Origin of the sequence: Dapis hubbardiae BLCC-M172 (assembly GCF_050016015.1) — a bacterium.
Classification (GTDB): domain Bacteria; phylum Cyanobacteriota; class Cyanobacteriia; order Cyanobacteriales; family Microcoleaceae; genus Trichodesmium.
On the sequence record NZ_JBNHEQ010000301.1, the window covers coordinates 1 to 20,449 of the forward strand.

At 37.1% G+C, this 20,449-nt stretch carries 19 protein-coding genes; 8 read left to right on the forward strand and 11 right to left on the reverse strand.

What is annotated here, in order from left to right:
- Positions 1 to 202: 202 nt before the first annotated feature.
- Positions 203 to 664 (reverse strand): hypothetical protein, encoded by a 462-nt coding sequence (locus ACP6PK_RS28190; protein ID WP_426564668.1) that lies wholly within the window; start codon positions 662 to 664, stop codon positions 203 to 205.
- A 657-nt stretch (positions 665 to 1,321) separates the two neighbouring features.
- Here ACP6PK_RS28190 and era point away from each other — a divergent pair.
- From era to ACP6PK_RS28205, 3 genes are all read left to right on the forward strand, one after another.
- Positions 1,322 to 2,254 (forward strand): GTPase Era, encoded by a 933-nt coding sequence (gene era / locus ACP6PK_RS28195; RefSeq protein WP_426564670.1) that lies wholly within the window; start codon positions 1,322 to 1,324, stop codon positions 2,252 to 2,254.
- Between the two features lie 755 nt (positions 2,255 to 3,009).
- Positions 3,010 to 4,080 carry an N-acetyltransferase DgcN family protein gene (locus tag ACP6PK_RS28200; protein WP_426564672.1) on the forward strand — a complete coding sequence of 357 codons (1,071 nt, stop codon included), beginning with the start codon at positions 3,010 to 3,012 and terminating at the stop codon, positions 4,078 to 4,080.
- A gap of 960 nt (positions 4,081 to 5,040) precedes the next feature.
- Positions 5,041 to 5,490 (forward strand): hypothetical protein, encoded by a 450-nt coding sequence (locus ACP6PK_RS28205; protein WP_094672514.1) that lies wholly within the window; start codon positions 5,041 to 5,043, stop codon positions 5,488 to 5,490.
- Between the two features lie 169 nt (positions 5,491 to 5,659).
- Here the strand turns inward: ACP6PK_RS28205 and ACP6PK_RS28210 are convergent, their stop codons facing one another.
- A complete protein-coding gene (locus ACP6PK_RS28210) occupies positions 5,660 to 5,857 on the reverse strand; it encodes an NblA/ycf18 family protein (RefSeq protein WP_094672513.1) in 198 nt (65 codons plus the stop codon).
- Positions 5,858 to 6,426: 569 nt separating this feature from the next.
- Between ACP6PK_RS28210 and ACP6PK_RS28215 the strand changes: the two genes are divergently transcribed.
- A complete protein-coding gene (locus ACP6PK_RS28215; RefSeq protein ID WP_426564674.1) occupies positions 6,427 to 6,945 on the forward strand; it encodes a tetratricopeptide repeat protein in 519 nt (172 codons plus the stop codon).
- Positions 6,946 to 6,948: 3 nt separating this feature from the next.
- Entirely contained in the window at positions 6,949 to 7,083 is a 135-nt protein-coding gene (locus ACP6PK_RS28220) for a hypothetical protein (RefSeq protein ID WP_256386526.1), read from the forward strand.
- A 114-nt stretch (positions 7,084 to 7,197) separates the two neighbouring features.
- Here the strand turns inward: ACP6PK_RS28220 and ACP6PK_RS28225 are convergent, their stop codons facing one another.
- From ACP6PK_RS28225 to ACP6PK_RS28240, 4 genes are all read right to left on the reverse strand, one after another.
- A complete protein-coding gene (locus ACP6PK_RS28225) occupies positions 7,198 to 8,679 on the reverse strand; it encodes a WD40 repeat domain-containing protein (protein ID WP_426564676.1) in 1,482 nt (493 codons plus the stop codon).
- Positions 8,680 to 9,584: 905 nt separating this feature from the next.
- Positions 9,585 to 10,352 carry an alpha/beta fold hydrolase gene (locus tag ACP6PK_RS28230; RefSeq protein ID WP_426564678.1) on the reverse strand — a complete coding sequence of 256 codons (768 nt, stop codon included), beginning with the start codon at positions 10,350 to 10,352 and terminating at the stop codon, positions 9,585 to 9,587.
- A gap of 511 nt (positions 10,353 to 10,863) precedes the next feature.
- The gene (locus ACP6PK_RS28235) at positions 10,864 to 11,091 is read right to left on the reverse strand and encodes an FG-GAP repeat protein (protein WP_426564680.1); all 228 of its coding nucleotides are present in this window, start codon (positions 11,089 to 11,091) and stop codon (positions 10,864 to 10,866) included.
- A gap of 136 nt (positions 11,092 to 11,227) precedes the next feature.
- Positions 11,228 to 11,806, reverse strand: coding sequence for an alpha/beta hydrolase family protein (locus tag ACP6PK_RS28240; RefSeq protein WP_426564682.1), 579 nt, complete (start codon positions 11,804 to 11,806; stop codon positions 11,228 to 11,230).
- A gap of 101 nt (positions 11,807 to 11,907) precedes the next feature.
- On the opposite strand from ACP6PK_RS28240, the gene ACP6PK_RS28245 reads away from it, so the two are divergent.
- Positions 11,908 to 12,078 (forward strand): hypothetical protein, encoded by a 171-nt coding sequence (locus ACP6PK_RS28245; RefSeq protein WP_426564684.1) that lies wholly within the window; start codon positions 11,908 to 11,910, stop codon positions 12,076 to 12,078.
- Between the two features lie 134 nt (positions 12,079 to 12,212).
- Here ACP6PK_RS28245 and priA read toward each other — a convergent pair whose 3' ends face one another.
- From priA to ACP6PK_RS28265, 4 genes are all read right to left on the reverse strand, one after another.
- The gene (gene priA / locus ACP6PK_RS28250; RefSeq protein ID WP_426564686.1) at positions 12,213 to 14,996 is read right to left on the reverse strand and encodes a primosomal protein N'; all 2,784 of its coding nucleotides are present in this window, start codon (positions 14,994 to 14,996) and stop codon (positions 12,213 to 12,215) included.
- A gap of 846 nt (positions 14,997 to 15,842) precedes the next feature.
- Positions 15,843 to 16,049 (reverse strand): hypothetical protein, encoded by a 207-nt coding sequence (locus ACP6PK_RS28255; protein WP_426564688.1) that lies wholly within the window; start codon positions 16,047 to 16,049, stop codon positions 15,843 to 15,845.
- A 30-nt stretch (positions 16,050 to 16,079) separates the two neighbouring features.
- Complete coding sequence (locus tag ACP6PK_RS28260; RefSeq protein WP_426564690.1) at positions 16,080 to 16,283, reverse strand: hypothetical protein; 204 nt, start codon at positions 16,281 to 16,283, stop codon at positions 16,080 to 16,082.
- A 118-nt stretch (positions 16,284 to 16,401) separates the two neighbouring features.
- A complete protein-coding gene (locus ACP6PK_RS28265) occupies positions 16,402 to 16,971 on the reverse strand; it encodes a hypothetical protein (protein ID WP_426564692.1) in 570 nt (189 codons plus the stop codon).
- A gap of 356 nt (positions 16,972 to 17,327) precedes the next feature.
- On the opposite strand from ACP6PK_RS28265, the gene ACP6PK_RS28270 reads away from it, so the two are divergent.
- Both ACP6PK_RS28270 and ACP6PK_RS28275 read left to right on the forward strand, forming a co-directional pair.
- The gene (locus ACP6PK_RS28270) at positions 17,328 to 17,804 is read left to right on the forward strand and encodes an RpiB/LacA/LacB family sugar-phosphate isomerase (protein WP_426564694.1); all 477 of its coding nucleotides are present in this window, start codon (positions 17,328 to 17,330) and stop codon (positions 17,802 to 17,804) included.
- A gap of 18 nt (positions 17,805 to 17,822) precedes the next feature.
- Positions 17,823 to 18,587: an SDR family oxidoreductase gene (locus ACP6PK_RS28275; RefSeq protein WP_426564696.1), complete on the forward strand. Its 765-nt coding sequence runs from the start codon at positions 17,823 to 17,825 to the stop codon at positions 18,585 to 18,587.
- Positions 18,588 to 19,618: 1,031 nt separating this feature from the next.
- Here ACP6PK_RS28275 and ACP6PK_RS28280 read toward each other — a convergent pair.
- Positions 19,619 to 20,056, reverse strand: coding sequence for a secondary thiamine-phosphate synthase enzyme YjbQ (locus ACP6PK_RS28280; RefSeq protein WP_426564698.1), 438 nt, complete (start codon positions 20,054 to 20,056; stop codon positions 19,619 to 19,621).
- Positions 20,057 to 20,449 lie beyond the last annotated feature (393 nt).

Genomic DNA, 20,449 nt, shown 5'->3' on the forward strand with positions numbered 1-20,449 from the left:
GCTTGACCTCCATTTCAACCTTTGACTTCTCTACTATGCAGCCTTCAACGTTTCTTTGATTTATTACAAAAAAATAAAAAATTTATAAAGAAAGATTGTTTCAATACTCTAGAAACAATCTTTCTTTCTTTTTAAAAGAAAAACCCTCTTTTTGAATAACTCAAAAAGAGGAAAGTTGCTTATCTGAAATTTATCTATCTATCTATCTACAAACAGCGCGATTATTTGCATTAAGAACTATTGTGCCTTCTTCTCCATTAATAATAACTGGGTTGCCTGTGCTAACTCTGAGTAGTAGGGGTTTTTGGTTGAGACACTCTGTAACTTCTTCTCCCCAAGCTTCGATGGCAGCAGTATACTCAGCTCTGTACCGCAACAGCTCATCTAGGGTAATTCCAGTGGGAATAGAAGGTAAATTGTTAACAAAAGCATCAGTTATTGGGCTATCAGTACGAATACTGTCATCAACATCAATCTCAGTAATAATTGGAAAATCAAATTTTCTGGGTAAAGTTCTGTAAGGAATAGAAAGGTCTGGTAATGGATGATATTCTTCTGGCCCAGACTTATAGTCGAAATCAGATGGTATTGCCAAAGCTGATAGAGGCATATTTGCAATCACCAGCGTACACAAACTTCCTAATAATGTAGAAAATTTCTTCATTTTCTTCTCCTAGCTTCATTAGATCGGATTTCAACTAATCAGTTAGTTTAGAAATTTTAACAGCTTTCTAAACTTTCTGCTTTTAATAATTTTTATCACCTAGCTTAATTTAGTAAAAATAAAAAAGTAACTGGTGAAAAAGTCAAACAAAGCGTAAAATTAGACTATATATTTTTAAGGGTCTGTTAATTATCCAGCTTTGTCCTACACTAATTTCCTTAATGTAAGGAGTAAAGTTTATATCCTACTTATAGACGAATTACTCCAGAATCAGAGGAAACTACATACTTTATTTGTATTCTGATAATATTCTTATAACTTTCAGAAAAATGTATAGTATCTATCAATCGATATTCTTGCTTTGCTACACTATTGTTGTCCCTTCTCCTATATTAAAATCTATGTAATAGACTATGAAAACTTTGCTAATTTATTCCACTATTATAGTGTGGGAGATTTAGGGTTAATGAACTTGTCAATTACCTTGATTATAGGCAAACTACTATTAAATGTTTTGTAAAGGCTTTCGACCCTTGATATATATTAAATTAGCTTGGTTCTTGCTTTTTATTTAACTTCAGTAGTTAGTCGTTTCCTAATAAAGCATTTTGACTTGATAAGCTGTTATTTTGGAAATAAAAGTTAAAAAATACAAAAATGGAATTTTCCACAAGTACAATTATTCCTCTAGCACCTACGGGATATAAATCAGGATTTGTTGGTATAATAGGACGGCCTAATGTTGGAAAATCTACTGTAATGAATCAACTGGTAGGGCAAAAAATTGCTATTACTTCCCCAATTGCTCAAACTACTCGTAATCGTCTGCGTGGTATTTTGACCACAGAAGCAGCGCAGATGATTTTTGTTGATACTCCAGGTATTCATAAACCTCACCACCAACTAGGAAAAGTATTAGTTAAAAATGCTAAAATCGCAATTCAATCTGTTGATGTAGTCTTGTTGGTAGTAGATGGGTCAGTAATAGCAGGTGGAGGCGATCGCTATATTATAGATTTACTTCACAAAACTGAAATACCTGTGATTATAGGTATGAATAAGTTAGACCTACAACCTGAAAATTATCAGGAAATAGAAGCTAGTTATTATCAATTGCTCGATCCTCACCCCTGGGAAATAATCAAATTTTCTGCTCTCACAGGAGAAGGAATAGAAACACTACAGAATTTGTTGATTAAACATCTAGAAACTGGACCTTATTATTATCCTCCTGACTTAGTAACAGACCAACCAGAACGCTTTATTATGGGAGAATTGATCCGGGAGCAAATATTATTGTTGACTCGTGAGGAAGTACCCCACTCAGTAGCGATCGCTATTGACAAAGTAGATGAAGAACCAACTATTACTCGTATTCTTGCCACTATCAATGTTGAACGGTCATCTCAAAAAGGAATTATTATTGGCAAAAGTGGGAATATGTTAAAAGCTATTGGCAGTGCAGCACGTCAACAAATTCAAAAGTTGATTGCAGGTAAAGTCTATTTGGAACTATTTGTGAAAGTACAACCTAAATGGCGACAGTCTCGCATTCAGTTAGCTGAGTTGGGATATCAGGTTGAGGAATAATACCAAATATTAACAAGTTTGCTATATTCTCCTGAAATAATCTTTTAGGTGGTAGCTAGTCTTTTGTTAGGGTTTCAAGAAAAATCTCAAAGTATAGATGAGTTTTCAAATTATGCATTAATGCTTGATAAATTGTATCAGATAAATTCCATTAGGTTTTAGTAGGAATAGAATTAATATTTTCTTATTGTCCAGTTAGAAATTATTTTTAACAAATATACTCATCAAGAAACCCTAAAGAGAGATTTTCAGAGGAAAATTAGATAATAGCTAAATTTAACTACTTCAGAAATGGTATATCGTTTTTCTTAAATTAAAGTCACTTCTAAAGCTAGGTTCAATAATTGATAATTGATAATGGATAATTACCTCTTCCTTTTAGGGAGAGGATTGAATAAAAGGAAAATAAATTCATTGTTTATCCTTGATTATGAGAGGCTTTAAACCTTAATTATTCGGTAATAAATCATGTTAAATTCGATGGCTTTTAATCAATATAATTTCTACTAGAAAGATATTGATAAACCAGGTTTGTATGAGATATCAGAAAATACCGATACTACTGGATTTTATATCATATCTGAACTTTTAGGGAGAAAGATTGTAACCTGCCTTACAAATTAAAATTTGTCTGTAAGTATTAAGTTTTAAATTACTTTTTCTGTTTTTCTTAAAATCTAGAATTGAAATGGGGAACCCTCTTATTAATAGTTAATTAGTTAAATCACCAAATAGAATTTTTTCTTGAGAAAATTATGACTACAGAAAATCCACAATCAAAAATCCAAAATGGTAAAATAGCAATTTTGCTACACGATGGCATCCATGGTGCACATGGGAAAACAGGCTTATCACTATTACGTTACAGTCAAGCAGAAATAGTTGCAGTTATCGATCGCCAATCTGCTGGAAAATCATTGCCCGAATTTACTAAAATTCACCGTGATATCCCTATAGTTGCTTCCGTTGCTGAAGCGATCGCCTTTCATCCAGAGATATTAGTCATTGGTATTGCTCCTTCTGGTGGTGCTTTACCTAACGAATGGTTTGAAGAAATCAAAGCAGCAGTTGCCTCTGGATTATCAGTAGTCAACGGTTTACATACCCCACTCGCTAATCATCCCGATATTCTACCACTATTACGACATACGCAATGGATATGGGATGTCCGTCAGGAACCTCAAGGATTAACTATTGGGAGTGGGAAAGCTAGAACACTTTCTTGTCAGCGGGTTTTAACAGTGGGGACAGACATGGCGATCGGCAAAATGTCTACCAGTTTAGAACTAAATGCAACTGCTCAACACCGAGGTCTCAACCCTAAATTTCTGGCCACAGGACAAGCGGGTTTGATGATTGCTGGCGATGGTATTGCGTTGGATGCAGTACGGGTTGACTTTGCTGCTGGAGCAGTCGAACAAATGATTATGCAGTTTGGCAATACCCATGACTTGCTTATTGTTGAAGGGCAAGGTTCCCTATTGCATCCAGGCTCTACTGCAACTCTCCCACTATTGCGCGGTACCCAACCTACTGATTTGATATTGGTGCATCGTGCCCATCAAACTCATATCCGCAATCATCCCCAGATATTGATTCCGCCCTTACCAATAGTGGTTCAGTTGTACGAAATGGTAGCTGGTGTAGGTGGTGCTATGGAGCCAGCACGAGTTAGAGGTATTGCCATGAATACTTTTCATTTAGATGAAGTAGCTGCTAAGAAAGCGATCGCTCAAGTAGAAACAGAAACTGGTTTACCTTGTACAGACCCTGTGCGTTTTGGTGCTGATTTATTGTTGGATGCAGTTATGAGCATCAAACAGTAGTGGTTTGTCAATTTTTAAATGATGGGTTTCCATTATTCTGAGAAAATCTTACAGCATTTTGGGGTCTTGGAGGTACAAAATTCTTAGCAAAATTCTTAGATTTTAGGCAACAGGGAACAGACAACAGGGAACAGGAAAAAGAGATTAATTTTAAACTGTACCTCACCATCTTAAAATAGGCTGTAAATATGTAATATGCAAGGATATTGTTTGACACATACCTTTAATTACTAAAAGGTAGGTCTGGATAATTATCAACCAGGGGATGGATATTACAAATGTAATTGGCCTTATTTGAGAACAAAAGTCAAGTATGTTGGCCTTGATATCTTTTGCTAATCAAAAAATGGTTTAGAGTGACTAAATTTACATTTAGTCACTAGAGAATATTCCTAGGCATTTTTCCTAATCCTAATTTTTGCACACAAGTCCTCTAGATAGTCTAAAATACACATATAGTGCTAGCACTATACTTGGTAAATCAATTTGCCTACCTTTTCCGGCTAAGGGTTGAGGGCGTTGGACTTTTACTATAATTATCTGAGCTTCTGGCAAATTGGTGTCTTGGATACACAAAATATCATTTTTGTCAACCCACTAGATTGCTATATGGATAAAGTACCCAGACTGTCTGATAACTGGTTCCTAGGTTTAGTATAAAGGCATATTTTTTGATTTAGAAGTCCCTAATACTTTAGTTGAGCTTCTACCAAGACCACTGCAAAGTGAGTTCCAAGTCTAAACAGTTGTTGAAGCCCTCTGGGGAAAAAGTAATCTGAGCCTACAAACTGTGGTAGGCCCAACAACCCTACAGATTTTCCCCAAGTCTGTATCCTTTTAGTTGGCTAGAGACAATGGGCTGTAACGGCAGCTTTCCTCCCCACCTAACCTAATGGTAATGGTTGGGTATCCAAGCCGTAAATTTGATCGATCTAGTATTAGCAGTATAGGAATAGGACTGTGGTTCATACATTTATATTAGAATCAGGCCAATGGATGATTGCAGGAAATTGGCTAGAACGTAACGGAATGTTGATTACTGTCAAGGGTACAACTATCGTGACATGGGATCGTACAGATTGGTTCTCTATGGAAACAAAGCTAATATTTCCTAGTCAAGACCGTGAGGAGATTAGTTTACAGTATAAAGGGCGTCTTGACAGTGACGAACGACGCTATACCTTTCTTCTACAACACAGCGAACTAGGAAAAGTGGAAGGAGAAGGATGGCTTGGTATTGATTCAATTATTCAGCGCTATTGGGTACTGGGAAATGACCGCCAACGTCGTAGTGGTTTTGAAACTTTACTCCGCTTAGATAAAGATCGATATTACTCCAGTAGTGGGATTTTAACAGGTCCTTCTTTGATTAGTGCTATGGAAGCAACTATAGAGCGTCAGCTAGAGTAGTTAATCTTACTAAAAGTTATAAAATTCTTTGAATCAATTAATGGGCTATATTTGCCTACAAAGTTTATGATATTTGAAAAATTACTTGACGCCCCATCATCCCCAAATCTATTTAAAACTTATGAAATAGAGTCAGAGAAGGAGGTCGCCCCTAGGAAAATTTCTGTACTTAATCAAAATCAGGATTAGATTCTAATCCCCAATTATGCTTTAAAAATTGTTGGTAAAGAGTTTCCCTTACCAACATTTGTTGATATAGTTCAACTAAGCATTCTTGAGCTTGTTGTAAATTCATTTGTCGCACCTGAGTCTCAAAAGACCGAACGCTAAATTGCTTTTCTAGTGGCAGTTCCATAGGTTGCTCCATAGTTTAACTCCTTTAATACCAACAATTACCTACTGACCATACTTCCTAGTTGGAGCAGTAAATCTAGATATAAAAAATTAATACCAATTCCATAAACTTAAGCTACACTGGATTATCTTAAATTAAGATTATATTATTTGATTCTTGAGATATGATATGTAGCAATATTTGAGAAAAATGGTAGATACCGAATAAATCCAGATATGTATTACTGGACTTAGCGATCGCCTAATCTTTTTAGGAAGTCTGATAATCAGTTATGACCAGCACCGCATTATGTTAAAAAATATAACAAATGTTTGACAAAACTGCCATGATTTTCCTTGCACCACAGATATAAAAATAGCAAATACCAAACATTATTCTTGCTTCTAAATAAATCTTAGATAAAAGTCAAGAGTCAAGATGCTCATTTTGAACAAATTTCTGATAGTAAATAACTGCTGAAAAAACAGAGTGAAAAGCTTAAATAACTTGACTGCTATAGAGATTTATTTCTCAAGAGATGCTCAAATTAGAAAATAGGTAGTATGCTGAATCAGTAAGCATTACTACTAAAATTCTCAAAAATGTTTTATAAAAAATCTAAGTACGGTTTATTGGCCATAACTGCAATACTGAGCATACTCAGCACTACTCCAGCTAACGCTTCTTCTTTTCAACCAACCCCTAAACAAATTCAATCAACTAACACCACAGTTATTGTTCTCAACCAAGAAGCTAAAGCAGAATTTGAGCGGGGGGTTAAACTCTACAAAGAAGGAGACCTCGAATCAGCAGAAACAGCATTTCGCAAAGCTATTGAACTTGACTCAGAATTTGCAGAAGCTTATGCTAACCTAGGCAGTCTTTTGGCCAATCAAAATAATTTGTCGGAAGCAATATCCCAATTTGAAAATGCTGTTCGCCTCAGACCAGAGCTAGCAGTGCTTCATTATCAATTAGGGGTAGCTTTGTATTTAGAAAATAAACGACCTGAAGCAGTAGTATCTCTGACTAAAGCTAGAGACTTATTAAAAGAACAAGGAAAAATGGAAGAAGCACAGAAAGTTGAGAAAGCAATAGAAAAGATTCAAGCAGAATCTTAATTAGTGTTGCAATACTATAATTTCAAGCAATTATTTCACGGAATAGATATAGGAGAGATTTTTCAGCTTTTTGAAAATATGAAAGTGGTGTTGAATAGCTTGACATCATCTAATAGATATATGGTTGGCGATCGCTAAGTGTTTGAAAAGCTGGTTCATTGGCAGGATAATTAGAATTCTCAAAAAAAATCAAGCAAAGATTTTGAGGCTAATTTCTTTGCTTGATAAATTTGTTATGAGAAATGTTTATTGTTATTTTTTCTGCTGCTTCTTTCGGGATAAGGCGGCGATCGCTACTGTGCCTAGTATTCCTAAGAGCGATGATGGTTCTGGTGTTGATTTAGTGTTAGTGTTAGTGTTAGTGGTAAACAGGTAGGCTGAACCACTGTTGAATCCCTTGTCGTCGTCTCCCCATGCACCTATCACGGCTGTATTGTGGCTTAGAGCTACTGAGATTCCGAAGTTATCCACTTCAGAACCGTCGGGTGCGATAAATTTCTGGAGAAAGCTGCCAGTAGTAGTGTCAAATAAGTAGGCTGAACCACTCGACTCTCCATTGTCGTCGTCTTCTCTAGAACCAATCAGGGCTGTGTTATCGCTTAGAGCTACTGAATATCCAAACTGGTCATATGGCCAACCGTCGGGTGCGATAAATTTCTGGAGAAAGCTGCCAGTAGTAGTGTCAAATAAGTAGGCTGAACCACTCGACTCTCCATTGTCGTCGTCTTCTCTAGAACCAATCAGGGCTGTGTTATCGCTTAGAGCTACTGAATATCCAAACTGGTCATATGGCCAACCGTCGGGTGCGATAAATTTCTGGAGAAAGCTGCCAGTAGTAGTGTCAAATAAGTAGGCTGAACCACTCGACTCTCCATTGTCGTCGTCTTCTCTAGAACCAATCAGGGCTGTGTTATCGCTTAGAGCTACTGAATATCCAAACTGGTCATATGGCCAACCGTCGGGTGCGATAAATTTCTGGAGAAAGCTGCCAGTAGTAGTGTCAAATAAGTAGGCTGAACCACTCGACTCTCCATTGTCGTCGTCTTCTCTAGAACCAATCAGGGCTGTGTTATCGCTTAGAGCTACTGAATATCCAAACTGGTCATATGGCCAACCGTCGGGTGCGATAAATTTCTGGAGAAAGCTGCCAGTAGTAGTGTCAAATAAGTAGGCTGAACCACTCGACTCTCCATTGTCGTCGTCTTCTCTAGAACCAATCAGGGCTGTGTTATCGCTTAGAGCTACTGAATATCCAAACTGGTCATATGGCCAACCGTCGGGTGCGATAAATTTCTGGAGAAAGCTGCCAGTAGTAGTGTCAAATAAGTAGGCTGAACCACTCGACTCTCCATTGTCGTTGTCTTTCCATGCACCTATAATAGCTGTGTTATCGCTTAGAGCTACTGAGAATCCGAAGTTATCTCCTTGAGAACCGTCGGGTGCGATAAATTTCTGGAGAAAGCTGCCAGTAGTAGTGTCAAATAAGTAGGCTGAACCACTCGACTCTCCATTGTCGTCGTCTTCTCTAGAACCAATCAGGGCTGTGTTATCGCTTAGAGCTACTGAACCTCCAAACAGGTCAGATGCATCACCGTCAGGTGCGGTAAGTTTTAGATCGACAGCGTTAGCGGGATCTGTAAAAGCGAGGAGTACAAATAGGGGAAAGCAGGATCTTTTACCAATTGTTTTTAGGTTAGTTGCTTGACTCTTAACTGCTGGTTTTTGATTGTGCATATCTAGTTAGTTCTCAATTATCTTTGTTTTTTATGGTTTTGCTCAGGCGTTTAGTTATGTCTATAGAATTAGAATTGTCACTTTATGACTTCAAAAATCCTACAAACTTTTGCTATGTAGGCACTAGCTATTGCTGGCTAAAAAAGCCAGGAATTATAACTTTTTCTAGTTTTGATAATTTTTTTCAGTTATCTACACAACTGTAAAGTTACCATAACATTTTATTTAAGCAAGAGGCAATAGGTTATACCAAATCTTTACCAAAACTTTAAATTTAAGTAGTATAAAGGATTTCCTGAGATTGCTTCCCTCCACGCAGTGACCGTCGCAATGACTAGGCTAATGTTATATAGAATCAGGCTGAACAGTCGTCATTGCGACGATAGGAAGCAATCTCCGGGCACCTCTGAGATTGAGGGAATGCTGCGCAAACCTTCCACTCCGTTCCAGTCGCAATGACTAGACTGATGTTACTGCTTCATACAAAAGTTTGATATGACATTGAAATTCAATACTTTCTAAAGCGATCGCCTCCCCCGCTTCTAGAAAAACTTAGTTATCAGTCCAGTAGGGTGTGTTTCGCTTTCCTGCGGAATGCTGCACATTCATGTTGGCTCTTAGCCGAAACGCTTTTCATGTCGCCCCGCGAAACGCACCGAAATATTTGGATAGTAAAAATCTCTAAAATTTTTGAACTTTGAATTCTGAATGCAAAAATGGTCATCAATCTGAAAAGTGGTGTAACTACCAAAAAAATCAAGCAAAGATTTAGAGACTGAATTCTTTGCTTGATAAATTAGCTATGAGAAATGTTTATTGTTATTTTTTTTGCTGCTTCTTTCGGGATAAGGTGGCGATCGCAAAGATGCCTATTATTTCTTATAGCATCACCTTAACCGATCAGGTTATACTGCGAAAGTATCGACTGATTTTGAACCTGTTATGCTATCATTTTGAACAGTTGATAGTGAGAATATAGTACCATTGTTTTGCGGGAATTGGTTTCCTTCTAATAAATCGTTATACAATGTGTGAGCGTAGCTGTGGTTATCTGCAAAATTCCAGGAACCTGGTTGAAACCAATCATCCCAGTTAACGTATACATCAAAGTCACCTAATGGATCGTCGTATCCTAATGTGCTGCTAGTATGGAAAGCAACAACTCTATCTGCATCGCTTGGATCTAGGCGATCGTCTGTAGGGTTGGCACTAGAGAACCAACCTCCTTCAAACTCAGGACCTGCTGGATCGAGACCAATAAGCAGATCGACTTCGCCACTACGTTCACGAAGTTCTTCTCCTGCTTCACCCATCACATGAGCACCTAAACTGTGACCAATAAGTGTGGTATCGCCGGGATTAATTCCTTGACCCAATAAATAGTTGGCTACTTCAACTCCCACATCATCAACTCTACCAGCAGCAGCAGGATAATTGAGAGTATCAGCGCCATCTTCCCAATCTACTACCAAAATGTTAGCATCATTGCCTTCTAAATCTCGTATATTTTCTGCCATTTCTGACATCCAAGCTTGAGGCGTGAAGTTATTATCTGGATTTCCACCTGTACTTTGGTAACCATGTACGATTACATAAGTAGGATCGCTTGTGTCTATAGGCCGGGAATTATTGAACCCGCTATTATCCCAATTATTAAAGAATACGTCTACCATATTTTTAGTTTGTTTCTATGTACGAGTTTTTACTGAAAATATTACACTTTGTGTTTAGTTGTATTTTCCATCTATAATATCATCTATATATTAAATACATTAGGACTTACCCAGAAACCGGAAAAATAATAATCAGGGCAATAAACCTGGTTTCTTGTTCGGATGCGTAAGTCCTGATACAATAGATTTTTATTTAAGCAAGAGGCAACAGGCGGTACAAAAGCTCTACTTTTAAGTAGTATCGCGGAGTTTTTGTAATATCAAATCCGCTCGGGTTCGGTAGAAAAAAATGTTCAATCTTGAGTCATTGTCAAATTTTTCTCAATTAGTTCAATGAGAGATATCAGATAATAGATATATGGTTGGCGATCGCTAAATGTTTGAAAAGCTGGTTAATTAGCAGGATAATTAGAATTCTCAAAAAAAATCAAGCAAAGATTCAGAGGTTGAATTCTTTGCTTGATAAATTTGCTGTGAGAAATATTTATTGTTATTTTTTCTGCTGCTGCTTTCAGGATAAGGTGGCGATCGCTACTGTGCCTACTATTCCTAAGAGCGATGATGGTTCTGGTGTTGATTTAGTGTTAGTGTTAGTGGTAAACAGGTAGGCTGAACCACTGTTAGTTCCTTTGTCGTTGTCTCCTACAGAACCAATGAGGGCTGTGTTATCGCTTAGAGCTACTGACCATCCGAAGCGGTCGGATGCAGAACTGTCGGGTGCAGTAAATTTATGGAGCAAATTGCCAGTAGTAGTGTCAAATAGGTAAGCTGAACCACTCCTGTATCCATTGTCGTCGTCAAAAGTTGTTAGTTTTTAAGGCCAAGCATAGCTAACGCTATAGTTGTTATTGCGTTGATTAGAAAAACCATCCCTCCTAAGTATCTATCTCTAATCTACCTGTTATCTTACGATCCATAATAGTATCACGATGCATAATAGTATCGAGTGAGAAAGTATCGTTTGGCAAACTAGTATTGTTATTTTGCGGGAATGTGGCTCCATCTAATAGATCGATATACAAATCGTGAGCGTATCTGTGATTACCTATAGGACCAGAGGAACCTGGTTGTAATCGATCATCCCAGTTAATGTATAAATCTAAGTCAGCTAATTCGCCGTTGTATCCAATTTCACGGCCAGTATGGAGAGCAACAACTCTGTCCGCATCACTTGGATCTAGGCGATCGTCTATTTCTTTAGGCTGAGGGATACCCAATATTTCAAAGCCGAAACGTGCTGGATCGAGGCCAATAAGAAGATCGACTGCGCCACTACGTTCACGAAGTTCTTCACCTGTTTCACCCACTACATGAGCACCTAAACTGAAACCAATGAGAGTGGTAGTAGCAGGATTGACACCTTGACCCAACAAATAGTCTGCCACCTCAACTCCCACATCATCAACTCTGTGTTCCTGTTTTGCTTCCCATTCGAGATACTCTTCAGGACTCATTTTTTGATAATTTTAGGGAATAAGGAATAGGGAATAGGGAATAGGGAACAGATAGAAATTATAAATTTTTCTCCCTGCTTCCTGCTCTGTAGAGACGTTGAATGCAACGTCTTTTTATTCATAAGTGTAATATAACACATATTGAAATTCCTGGAGTAATTTTTGGTAATAAAAGTAGCGATCGCACCTTGACAATTAGAAAAAGTTGTTATATTCTGAGATTAGATTGGTATTGTGGGAAAATAGTGGCTCTTTTTTTAGAGTCTGAATAACCGTAGGGGTTTGGTCTCCAAGTCCATACCCCTTGATAATCTGAAAAATTAGACTCTTAGACTTTTTAACTACCATCGGTGTATCCGTGGCAAAATCCGTGTCTTCCCCTAAGTTCCCCACTGAACTAAATTGATCACAAATTCATCGGATCGACATCCACAGTCAAACTGACGCCAGGGCGACAAATATTACTCAACTTAGTTAGATCGGGTACATCATCACATCCAGACAATAATTTTAACAAAATCTGCCACCGATAACGATTTGCTACTCTGGCAATAGGAGCGGGTGCAGGACCTAATAGATCATATTTTCCCTCTTCCGCTTTTTCCATCAATACACTTGCTAACTGTTGAGCAGTCACCGCTACCTCGGTCGGATCATAACTACTCAGACGCAATAAAATCAACCGCCCGTGAGGAGGATATCGCAACTCAGCTCTCGCCTGTAATTCTGTTTCTACAAAAGACTGATAATCATGACGTTGCACCGCTTGAATCACAGGATGTTCTGGAGTATAGGTCTGAATAATGACTCGCCCTGGGTTATCTCCACGACCTGCACGGCCTGCTACTTGCAGCAATGTTTGAAAAGCACGTTCATTGGCGCGATAATCTGAAAAATGCAGCAACCCATCAGCGGATACGACTCCTACTAATGTCACCTGTGCTAAATCTAAACCTTTTGTCAACATCTGGGTACCGATCAATAAATCTGCTTCCCCGTTAGCAAATTGATTTAACAAATTTCGGTGAGCATCTTTTTTGCGAGTTGTGTCGCTATCATATCTAATAAATCGTAAGTCGGGAAATTGTCTGGTTAACTCCTGGGCTACTTTTTGAGTACCACTACCAAAAAATTTGAAGAAAGGAGAATCACATTCGGGACAACGTTGGGGTTGTGGTTGGGTATAGTTGCAGTAATGACAACGCAATAGTGGAGTTGCACCTTCGTGGGTGTAATGATAGGAAAGTGAAATGTCGCAATGAGGGCATTCCATGACATGACCGCAACTACGACAAGACACAAATGTACTGTGACCGCGACGGTGAATGAATAAAATTCCTTGTTGTTTTGTTTCCTGTAGTTGTTGCAATGCTTCCTGGAGAGGATAGCTAAACATTGTCCGGTTTCCCTGTCGCAGTTGTTGGCGCATATCTACTATTTCTACGGGTGGCATCGGTCGGGAGTGGATGCGTTCGGGTAATGAGAGGTAGTAGGTGTTGGGTTTTGGGGAAACACTCAAGAAACCGGGTTTATTATCCCCTTTGTTTAAATCATCAATTTTTTCAGATAAACCCGGTTTCTGTTTCTGTGTCAGGGAAACATTTTCATCAGCTAAGAAACCGGGTTCATTTTCCTGATCGTTCAAACTATCATTTTTTTCAGATAAACTAGGTTTCTGCGTCAGGGAAACATTTTCATCGGCTAAGAAACCGGGTTCATTTTCCCGGTCGTTCAAACTATCATTTTTTTCAGATAAACTGGGTTTCTGCGTTCTTGTTTCCAACCAACTTTCTAAAGCGGGAGTTGCCGAACCTAATATTAATGGGCAGTTTTCTAATTCTGCTCGCCATTTCGCTACGGTGCGAGCGTGATAACAGGGTGCGGGGCGGTCTTGTTTGAAACTGTTATCGTGTTCTTCGTCTAAAACAATTAAACCTAATTTTGGCAGTGGGGCGAATATTGCGGAACGAGTACCGATGATAATTTGCGGAATACCCCAGGTCATGTTACGCCAGGTATCATAACGTTCTCCCGCAGATAAAGCGCTATGGTAAACATAGACTTTTTTGCCAAAACGAGCGCGAAACCTGTCGGTAAGTTGCGGGGTTAGACCTATTTCGGGAACGAGTACGAGAGCAGATTTTCCATTTTGGAGGATGGGAGCGATCGCTTGTAAATATACTTCTGTTTTTCCCGAACCTGTAACTCCATGCAGTAATATTTGAGCAAATTCTTGAATCTTGGTAATAGTTGTTAATGCTTCTGTTTGGTAGGGTGTAAGTATTTTGATTTCGTCTCTGGTATCGCCTCTACCTTGTTCTCGTCGTAATACTTCTTGTTCCTGAATGACAGCATAGCCTTTTTCTTCTAGTTTCTTTACCACAGAAGTTGTAGTTTGGCAAGTGTTCAGTAATTCTGTTAACCACATTTCACCACCACTTTTGCGCAACACTTCCATAACTTCTTTTTGACGCGGGGTTAAGTCTTTGGTTGGAGTTTGAGCAACTAGAGTGACTGCTTGTCTGAGTTTTGGTTTTGGTGGGGAAGGGGGTTCGAGATAACTTTCTACCCAACCTCGGTCTAGTAAATCTTTTAATCCTCTATTTGCACTTTTGACTTGACGTTGAATGTATTGCCAGGTGTAGTCTTTGGTTTTGGAGTTTTGTAGAATTTCCAGAATTTTTTGAGCATTAGCATTGAGGAAAATTTCTCCACCTTTTGGTATTGCTGTTTCGATGATGCGGATGCGTCGTTGACTCCGTTTGAGTAACCCTGGTGGTAGAGCAGTACGAATAACTTTAATAAGTGGTGTTTGATAATAGGTGGCGACTTTTTCCAGAAGTTGCCAATAAGTTGCAGGGAAAAAACCTCTGGTAATAATGTCTGATACATTTTTGAGGCGATCGCTAGTTAAACCTTCTGGAAGTTGGGAAGTTTTGCGGATAGCGATCGCTCCTACTTGTTGTTTGCCAAATGGTACTACTAAAATATCTCCTGGTTGAATCTGCATATCTGGAGGTATTTTGTAGGTAAACAATTTTTCCTCCTCTTCAGTATCATCTGTTGAAGTTTGGAAAGGGACATCAACTAAGACTTCTACCCACTCTTGCGACTCTGGGGGAAGATTTTTGTAAGATGACCCAGGTTCAGCTACGACAGATTTTGAGAGTGTTTGGACAGAGTAGGACATTGGCAAAATTAATTAGGGGAAAATTAAGTCAGAAATCAGAAGTCAGAAGTCAGAAGTTAAATTGGCAGCACGGACTAAATTTGAGAGGAGCGAAAATTTCCTAGTAGTAATAGCGATCGCTATACTATTTTATTTATGGAAGTTAAAGGTAAGATTTTATATTAAATCCAGATAATTTAGTTATTGTAAGTCCGCAGCGACTGGAACGGAGTGGAAGGAAGCAATCTCAGAGGTAGCGGGAGATTGCTGCTCATTATTGCAATGACGACTTTTCAGCGGGACCACAAAACCCATTTGGTATCTTTGACATTAATATTTGCGGTCGCGAAGCGGAACGAAGTTCTATCGCGCTCGAAACAATACCATTTTTTGTTGAATAAAAAATCATGCATATAGGCGAGTTAAGCCTTATAGTTAGATACTATCATCATTTTTTGGGAAATGCAATAGCAAAATCTTCAGCCTCGCCAATTTATTTTCAGGAGCTTCACAGAATGCAAAAGTTAGTGTCACCTAACATGGCAATCTAACCGAATTAATCTTCTGATTCTAATCTTAAAGGTAAGGGAGTAGTAGAGTATTTTTCAATCTTTCTTTTTCCTGTATTGTCTCTATTTCACTCCCTACTCATAACTTAAAAATTTGGCGTTGCTAATTTTAGGTATGATTTGTATTTTTTGGTAGTTGCTAAACTATTGAATTACGTGGAGGGGCGACAAGAAAGGTTAAGAGTTCATTAATTGATAATTGATAATGGATAATTGATAATTACAAGAAGGTTAAAACCGCTCTTGATTGAAGATTGGGAAATATCATTTCTTTTTTTCCCCTATCCAAGGGGAGGCTTTAAACCACAATTATTTCTGTAGCTATCTCTCTCAACCATATAGCAATTTCTGCGGTTTGGTCAACATAAGAATAAGCTGGTTTTTCGGTTAACCAAGCTCCTGTTTCAGTCTGAATACTTAACAAATTATCTGCAATACTTTTTGATAATTCAGTTGCTTTTATTTCTCCTGTTAGATTAGCAATTATAGCAGCACCCCACGCCACCTTATGACCAAAATAAAATGAGCGGATATTTTAATGGCAACTCAAAGCAAAATCTAGATATTTTTGGGCAGTATTTAGGTAAAAATTATCCCCAGTGCTTTTGTAGAGATTAGCCAAAAAAGCTAGAGGATATCCAATCATAAAATAGGCTTGATTTGGTTGATTTGCACTGACCTGAAAAAATAAAGATACATCCTCTGAAAAATCAAGTATTAGTTTTTCCTCATCATTCATCCTTCAATAATTGATAATTGATAATGGATAATTGATAATTACCTCTCCCTAAAACGGATTGGATTGAATAAAAGGAAAATAAATTCATTGTTTCTCTTGATCTAGTTGGCTTTATACCTTAATTATTCGGTAAATAAAATCCAGATTTAATATCTGACTGAATATTGATAAATTTATCTAACAATTTTCCAGCCTTTTTTGCTCTTTCCAGATCCCCAAAATATAAACAAGTTAATCCTAAATGAGCAGTAGTCAAAACATCTACAACATTTTCACCTTTTTCAAAAGGTTTGTTAGTTGTAAAACCGCCTAATTCTGGATGATAAAATGACGTTAGATATTGATAAACAGGATAAGAAACATCAAACCTTCCCATTTTCTGAGCAGCTATAGCAATCCAACCATTAATATAAGCCCAATATTCAGCAAAAGCAGGATTTTCACTTTTATAATTTTCCTGAGTTGTTAAATCACCATTTACTCTTAAAAAATGATTTTTTATATAATTCAATATTCTATTAGCAAGCTCTATTTTCCCAGATATATAAAACAGATAAGGAGACTTATAATAACAAGCTAAATCCTGAATTTCCAGAGAATAACTACCATCATCATTGATTTTAGACTCTAACCAATTAACTGCTTTGATTGAGCTATCAATATATTTGAGGATAATTTTTTGTGTCATAATTAAAATATTAGATAAATGGTAATATTAATCTTGGATATTATCATATATAGCAATCCTATTTAAGTTGTAATATTTTGGTGGTAGGGGCAATTCGCGTAATTAGGAGCATGACCTTAGGAAATCGCCCGTACAGGAGTCAGGTAGAGGAGCCGTCGGATTGGCGAGGTAAAGAAGTGAAATTCTTGCTGTGACTAAATTTATTAAGTAAGCTAGTATATGATCATAAAAAAATTTATGTGTGTAGACATTAGTATTAAACATTTCCAATAACTAAGTTTTACTAGGAATTACTAAAGCTTTGAGATTAATTTTCCGAGATGTTTATTACAGCTTAAACAGGAGAAAAACCCAGTATGAAAATAGCAATTGGAGCAGACCCTTATGGATTCGATCTTAAGGAAGCGGTCAAGCAGCACCTACAAAACAAAGGTATAGAAGTAGAAGATATTGGTGTCAATAATTCTACTCAAGAAACACCTTATTATCAGGTAGCTGGTCAAGTCTCACAAATGGTAGGAACTCAACAAGTAGAACGTGGAATACTGGTATGTGGAACTGGTATGGGAATGGCTATTATTGCTAACAAGTATCCTCATATTTATGCAGCAGTCTGTGAGAATAGTTTTGCTGCTGAAAAATCACGATCAATTAATAATTCTAATGTCCTAACTCTAGGTGGGTTTGTGACTACTCCCCTAGTTGCTCAAGAAATTGTAGATATTTGGTTAACTACTGAATTTAAACAGGGATGGGAACCTGGTATTCAAGAGTGGTTACAAAATTCTATGAAAGATATTGCTCAAATAGAAAAACAACAGTTTGGAAATTAATTGGAAATTAATCAGAAAATGAAAGAATTTGAAGGAAAAGTTGCCTTAATCACGGGAGGAAGTTCTGGTATTGGTAGAGCTACTGCTATAGCTTTTGCTAAGAAAGGAGCCAAAGTAGTTATTGGCGATCGCATGGAAAAAGAAGGTCAAGAAACAGTGGCAATGATTAAAGAAATTGGCAGTGAAGCTATATTTATCAAAACAGATATTACTCAAGCCACTGAAGTTGAAAATTTAGTTAATCAAACAATTAATACTTATAATCGTTTAGATTACGCCTTCAATAATGCAGGTACAGAAGGGATACTAGGACCTAGTATTGAACAAACTGAAGAAAATTGGAATCAGGTTATTAATACCAATCTTAAAGGAGTTTGGTTATCAATGAAATATCAAATTCCAGAAATGTTAAAAAATGGTGGGGGAGCAATAGTAAATAATGCTTCTATAGCGGGATTAATTGGTTTTCCTAATGGTTCAATTTACAGTGCTAGTAAACATGGTGTAATAGGGTTAACAAAAGCTGTTGCTTTGGAACAAGCAACAGCAGATATTAGAATTAATAGTGTTTGTCCTGGTGTAATTCAAACAGATATGGTTGACCGTGGTTTTAGCCAGGATGATGATGGTGAAGCTAAAGCACAAATAGCAGCAGCACACCCTATTGGTCGTATTGGCAAACCAGAAGAAGTAGCTAATGCTGTTGTTTGGTTATGTTCCGATGCAGCTAGTTTTATTACAGGTCATTCCCTCACAATAGACGGTGGTTATACTGTACAATAGTTGCAGTTATATTCCCTGGTTAAGCTAGCGTATTTTACCAGGGAATTTTGATGGAATTATTTAACCATTTAACTGTGCAAAAAATATCTAACGTTAACATTTTTACCCTTTTTATTTCCGATTTACTGCTAATAAAGCAGCAGTAAAAATTAATAATTTATCTTTTTATTAGGTGTTAATTGCCTATTTTTTTGTTGATGGTTATGTCGGGAAAAATTTTATCATGTTTATATAGAAATCCTAATTTATTTGTAAGATTTTGGTGGTAGTCAGAAAAATAGCTTGACTGAAAAAATTTGACATGATATTATAAGTATAATGGGAAAGGTGCGCTCATATATACTCAAACTCCTCGACTCAGAAATCAGCACTTGCCAGTATTATCTAATTTTCCTCTAGCTATTTTTCCCAGAAATAAACTGTTTTGTCTCTACTGACCGATGTGATTTTTCCCATCTGCAAAATTTACTCGCTTCAGGATAGTGCTTTGTTTCTGAGCGCTGTTTTCTGAGATAATTTTGTCGGTCGAAATTAGTAGTTGACTTTTTCTTTTTTTGCCACTTCATTCGATTGAGACAATTGAGAATCATCGAAAGTTTTCCAATTTTCGATTACGGCAACTAAGCAAAGATTAAATTGAAGGATAAATCAGAAAAATAGCTTGACTGAAAAAATTTGACATGATATTATAAGTATAATGGGAAAGGTGCGCTCATATATACTCAAACTCCTCGACTCAGAAATCAGCACTTGCCAGTATTATCTAATTTTCCTCCAGCTATTTTTCCCAGAAATAAACTGCTGTCTCTCCACACTATTTAGTAAAATTATTCAACCAAAATATTGAGTAGGAAAATTTACCTGTCTAAATTGATAACTCCTAAGTTATGGTTAGGTTGTCTCAGGAAAAATTTTACTCTGAAATTTTAATTTACCAGGTATCTTATCTGAGAGTAATACGAATTCCAAAAGAGGAAAATTAAATCAAGAACAAGAATTTTCCCTACTCCCTAAAATGAGACAACTAAATCTTATCTACCAGTAACTTGCACTAATACATTTCTTTTTCGAGGTCCGTCTAATTCAAAAAATAATATCGACTGCCAAGTTCCTAAAGCCAATTTTCCCGACACAACTGGTATTACTTCACTATTATTTAGAGTCATTGCCATTAGATGAGAATGAGCATTAATTGGTTCATCGGGAGGAACATCTCGCAAATGTAAATCATTATGGAGATACTTATCAGACTCCGGCGCTAACTTTCTCAAGTAAACTTTCAGGTCTTCAATTAATCTTTCCTCATTTTCGTTAATAGCTAAAGCAGTAGTTGTGTGTCTAGAAAATACAATTACCTGACCATCATTTATGCCAGTCTTAGTTAAGACATCAATAACTTGGGGAGTAATATTGTATATTTCTATTCCTGGAGCAGTTTCTATTTCTAGAAGTTCATTTTCAATCAACATATTAATATCCTATTTACAGTTATAAATAATTATCAAACGAGTCAGGAGGAAATAGGCAAAAAAATAGAAGAGTACAGAGGATAAAAGGTTTTGCTGTCTTAAATTTCAATCCAATAATTTGATCGATCCCTCATTATATGAATATTCTATTTGTTAACCTTGGTAGTGGGAAAAAAGTAATAATTTTGCTCGTCTACCTTATAACAATTGAAGGGATGTAGCAACTAACATCGTTCAATCTTTAGGACTACCTGAACCTTTAATATCAATCGCTAAATATTTGCTTGCCTGACTACTAAATTTATTTGATATTGGTATTAATACTCTACTTTTTCATAGATGTAGCAACTAACATCGTTCAATCTTTAGGACTACCTGAACCTTTAATATCAA

Coding starts and splice junctions, on each gene's coding strand:
- ACP6PK_RS28190 (WP_426564668.1), bottom strand. CDS start 664: ATGAAGAAATTTTCTACATTATTAGGAAGTTTGTGTACGCTGGTGATT.
- era (WP_426564670.1), top strand. CDS start 1,322: ATGGAATTTTCCACAAGTACAATTATTCCTCTAGCACCTACGGGATAT.
- ACP6PK_RS28200 (WP_426564672.1), top strand. CDS start 3,010: ATGACTACAGAAAATCCACAATCAAAAATCCAAAATGGTAAAATAGCA.
- ACP6PK_RS28210 (WP_094672513.1), bottom strand. CDS start 5,857: ATGGAGCAACCTATGGAACTGCCACTAGAAAAGCAATTTAGCGTTCGG.
- ACP6PK_RS28215 (WP_426564674.1), top strand. CDS start 6,427: ATGTTTTATAAAAAATCTAAGTACGGTTTATTGGCCATAACTGCAATA.
- ACP6PK_RS28225 (WP_426564676.1), bottom strand. CDS start 8,679: ATGCACAATCAAAAACCAGCAGTTAAGAGTCAAGCAACTAACCTAAAA.
- ACP6PK_RS28230 (WP_426564678.1), bottom strand. CDS start 10,352: ATGGTAGACGTATTCTTTAATAATTGGGATAATAGCGGGTTCAATAAT.
- ACP6PK_RS28240 (WP_426564682.1), bottom strand. CDS start 11,806: ATGAGTCCTGAAGAGTATCTCGAATGGGAAGCAAAACAGGAACACAGA.
- ACP6PK_RS28245 (WP_426564684.1), top strand. CDS start 11,908: ATGCAACGTCTTTTTATTCATAAGTGTAATATAACACATATTGAAATT.
- priA (WP_426564686.1), bottom strand. CDS start 14,996: ATGTCCTACTCTGTCCAAACACTCTCAAAATCTGTCGTAGCTGAACCT.
- ACP6PK_RS28260 (WP_426564690.1), bottom strand. CDS start 16,283: ATGAATGATGAGGAAAAACTAATACTTGATTTTTCAGAGGATGTATCT.
- ACP6PK_RS28265 (WP_426564692.1), bottom strand. CDS start 16,971: ATGACACAAAAAATTATCCTCAAATATATTGATAGCTCAATCAAAGCA.
- ACP6PK_RS28270 (WP_426564694.1), top strand. CDS start 17,328: ATGAAAATAGCAATTGGAGCAGACCCTTATGGATTCGATCTTAAGGAA.
- ACP6PK_RS28275 (WP_426564696.1), top strand. CDS start 17,823: ATGAAAGAATTTGAAGGAAAAGTTGCCTTAATCACGGGAGGAAGTTCT.
- ACP6PK_RS28280 (WP_426564698.1), bottom strand. CDS start 20,056: ATGTTGATTGAAAATGAACTTCTAGAAATAGAAACTGCTCCAGGAATA.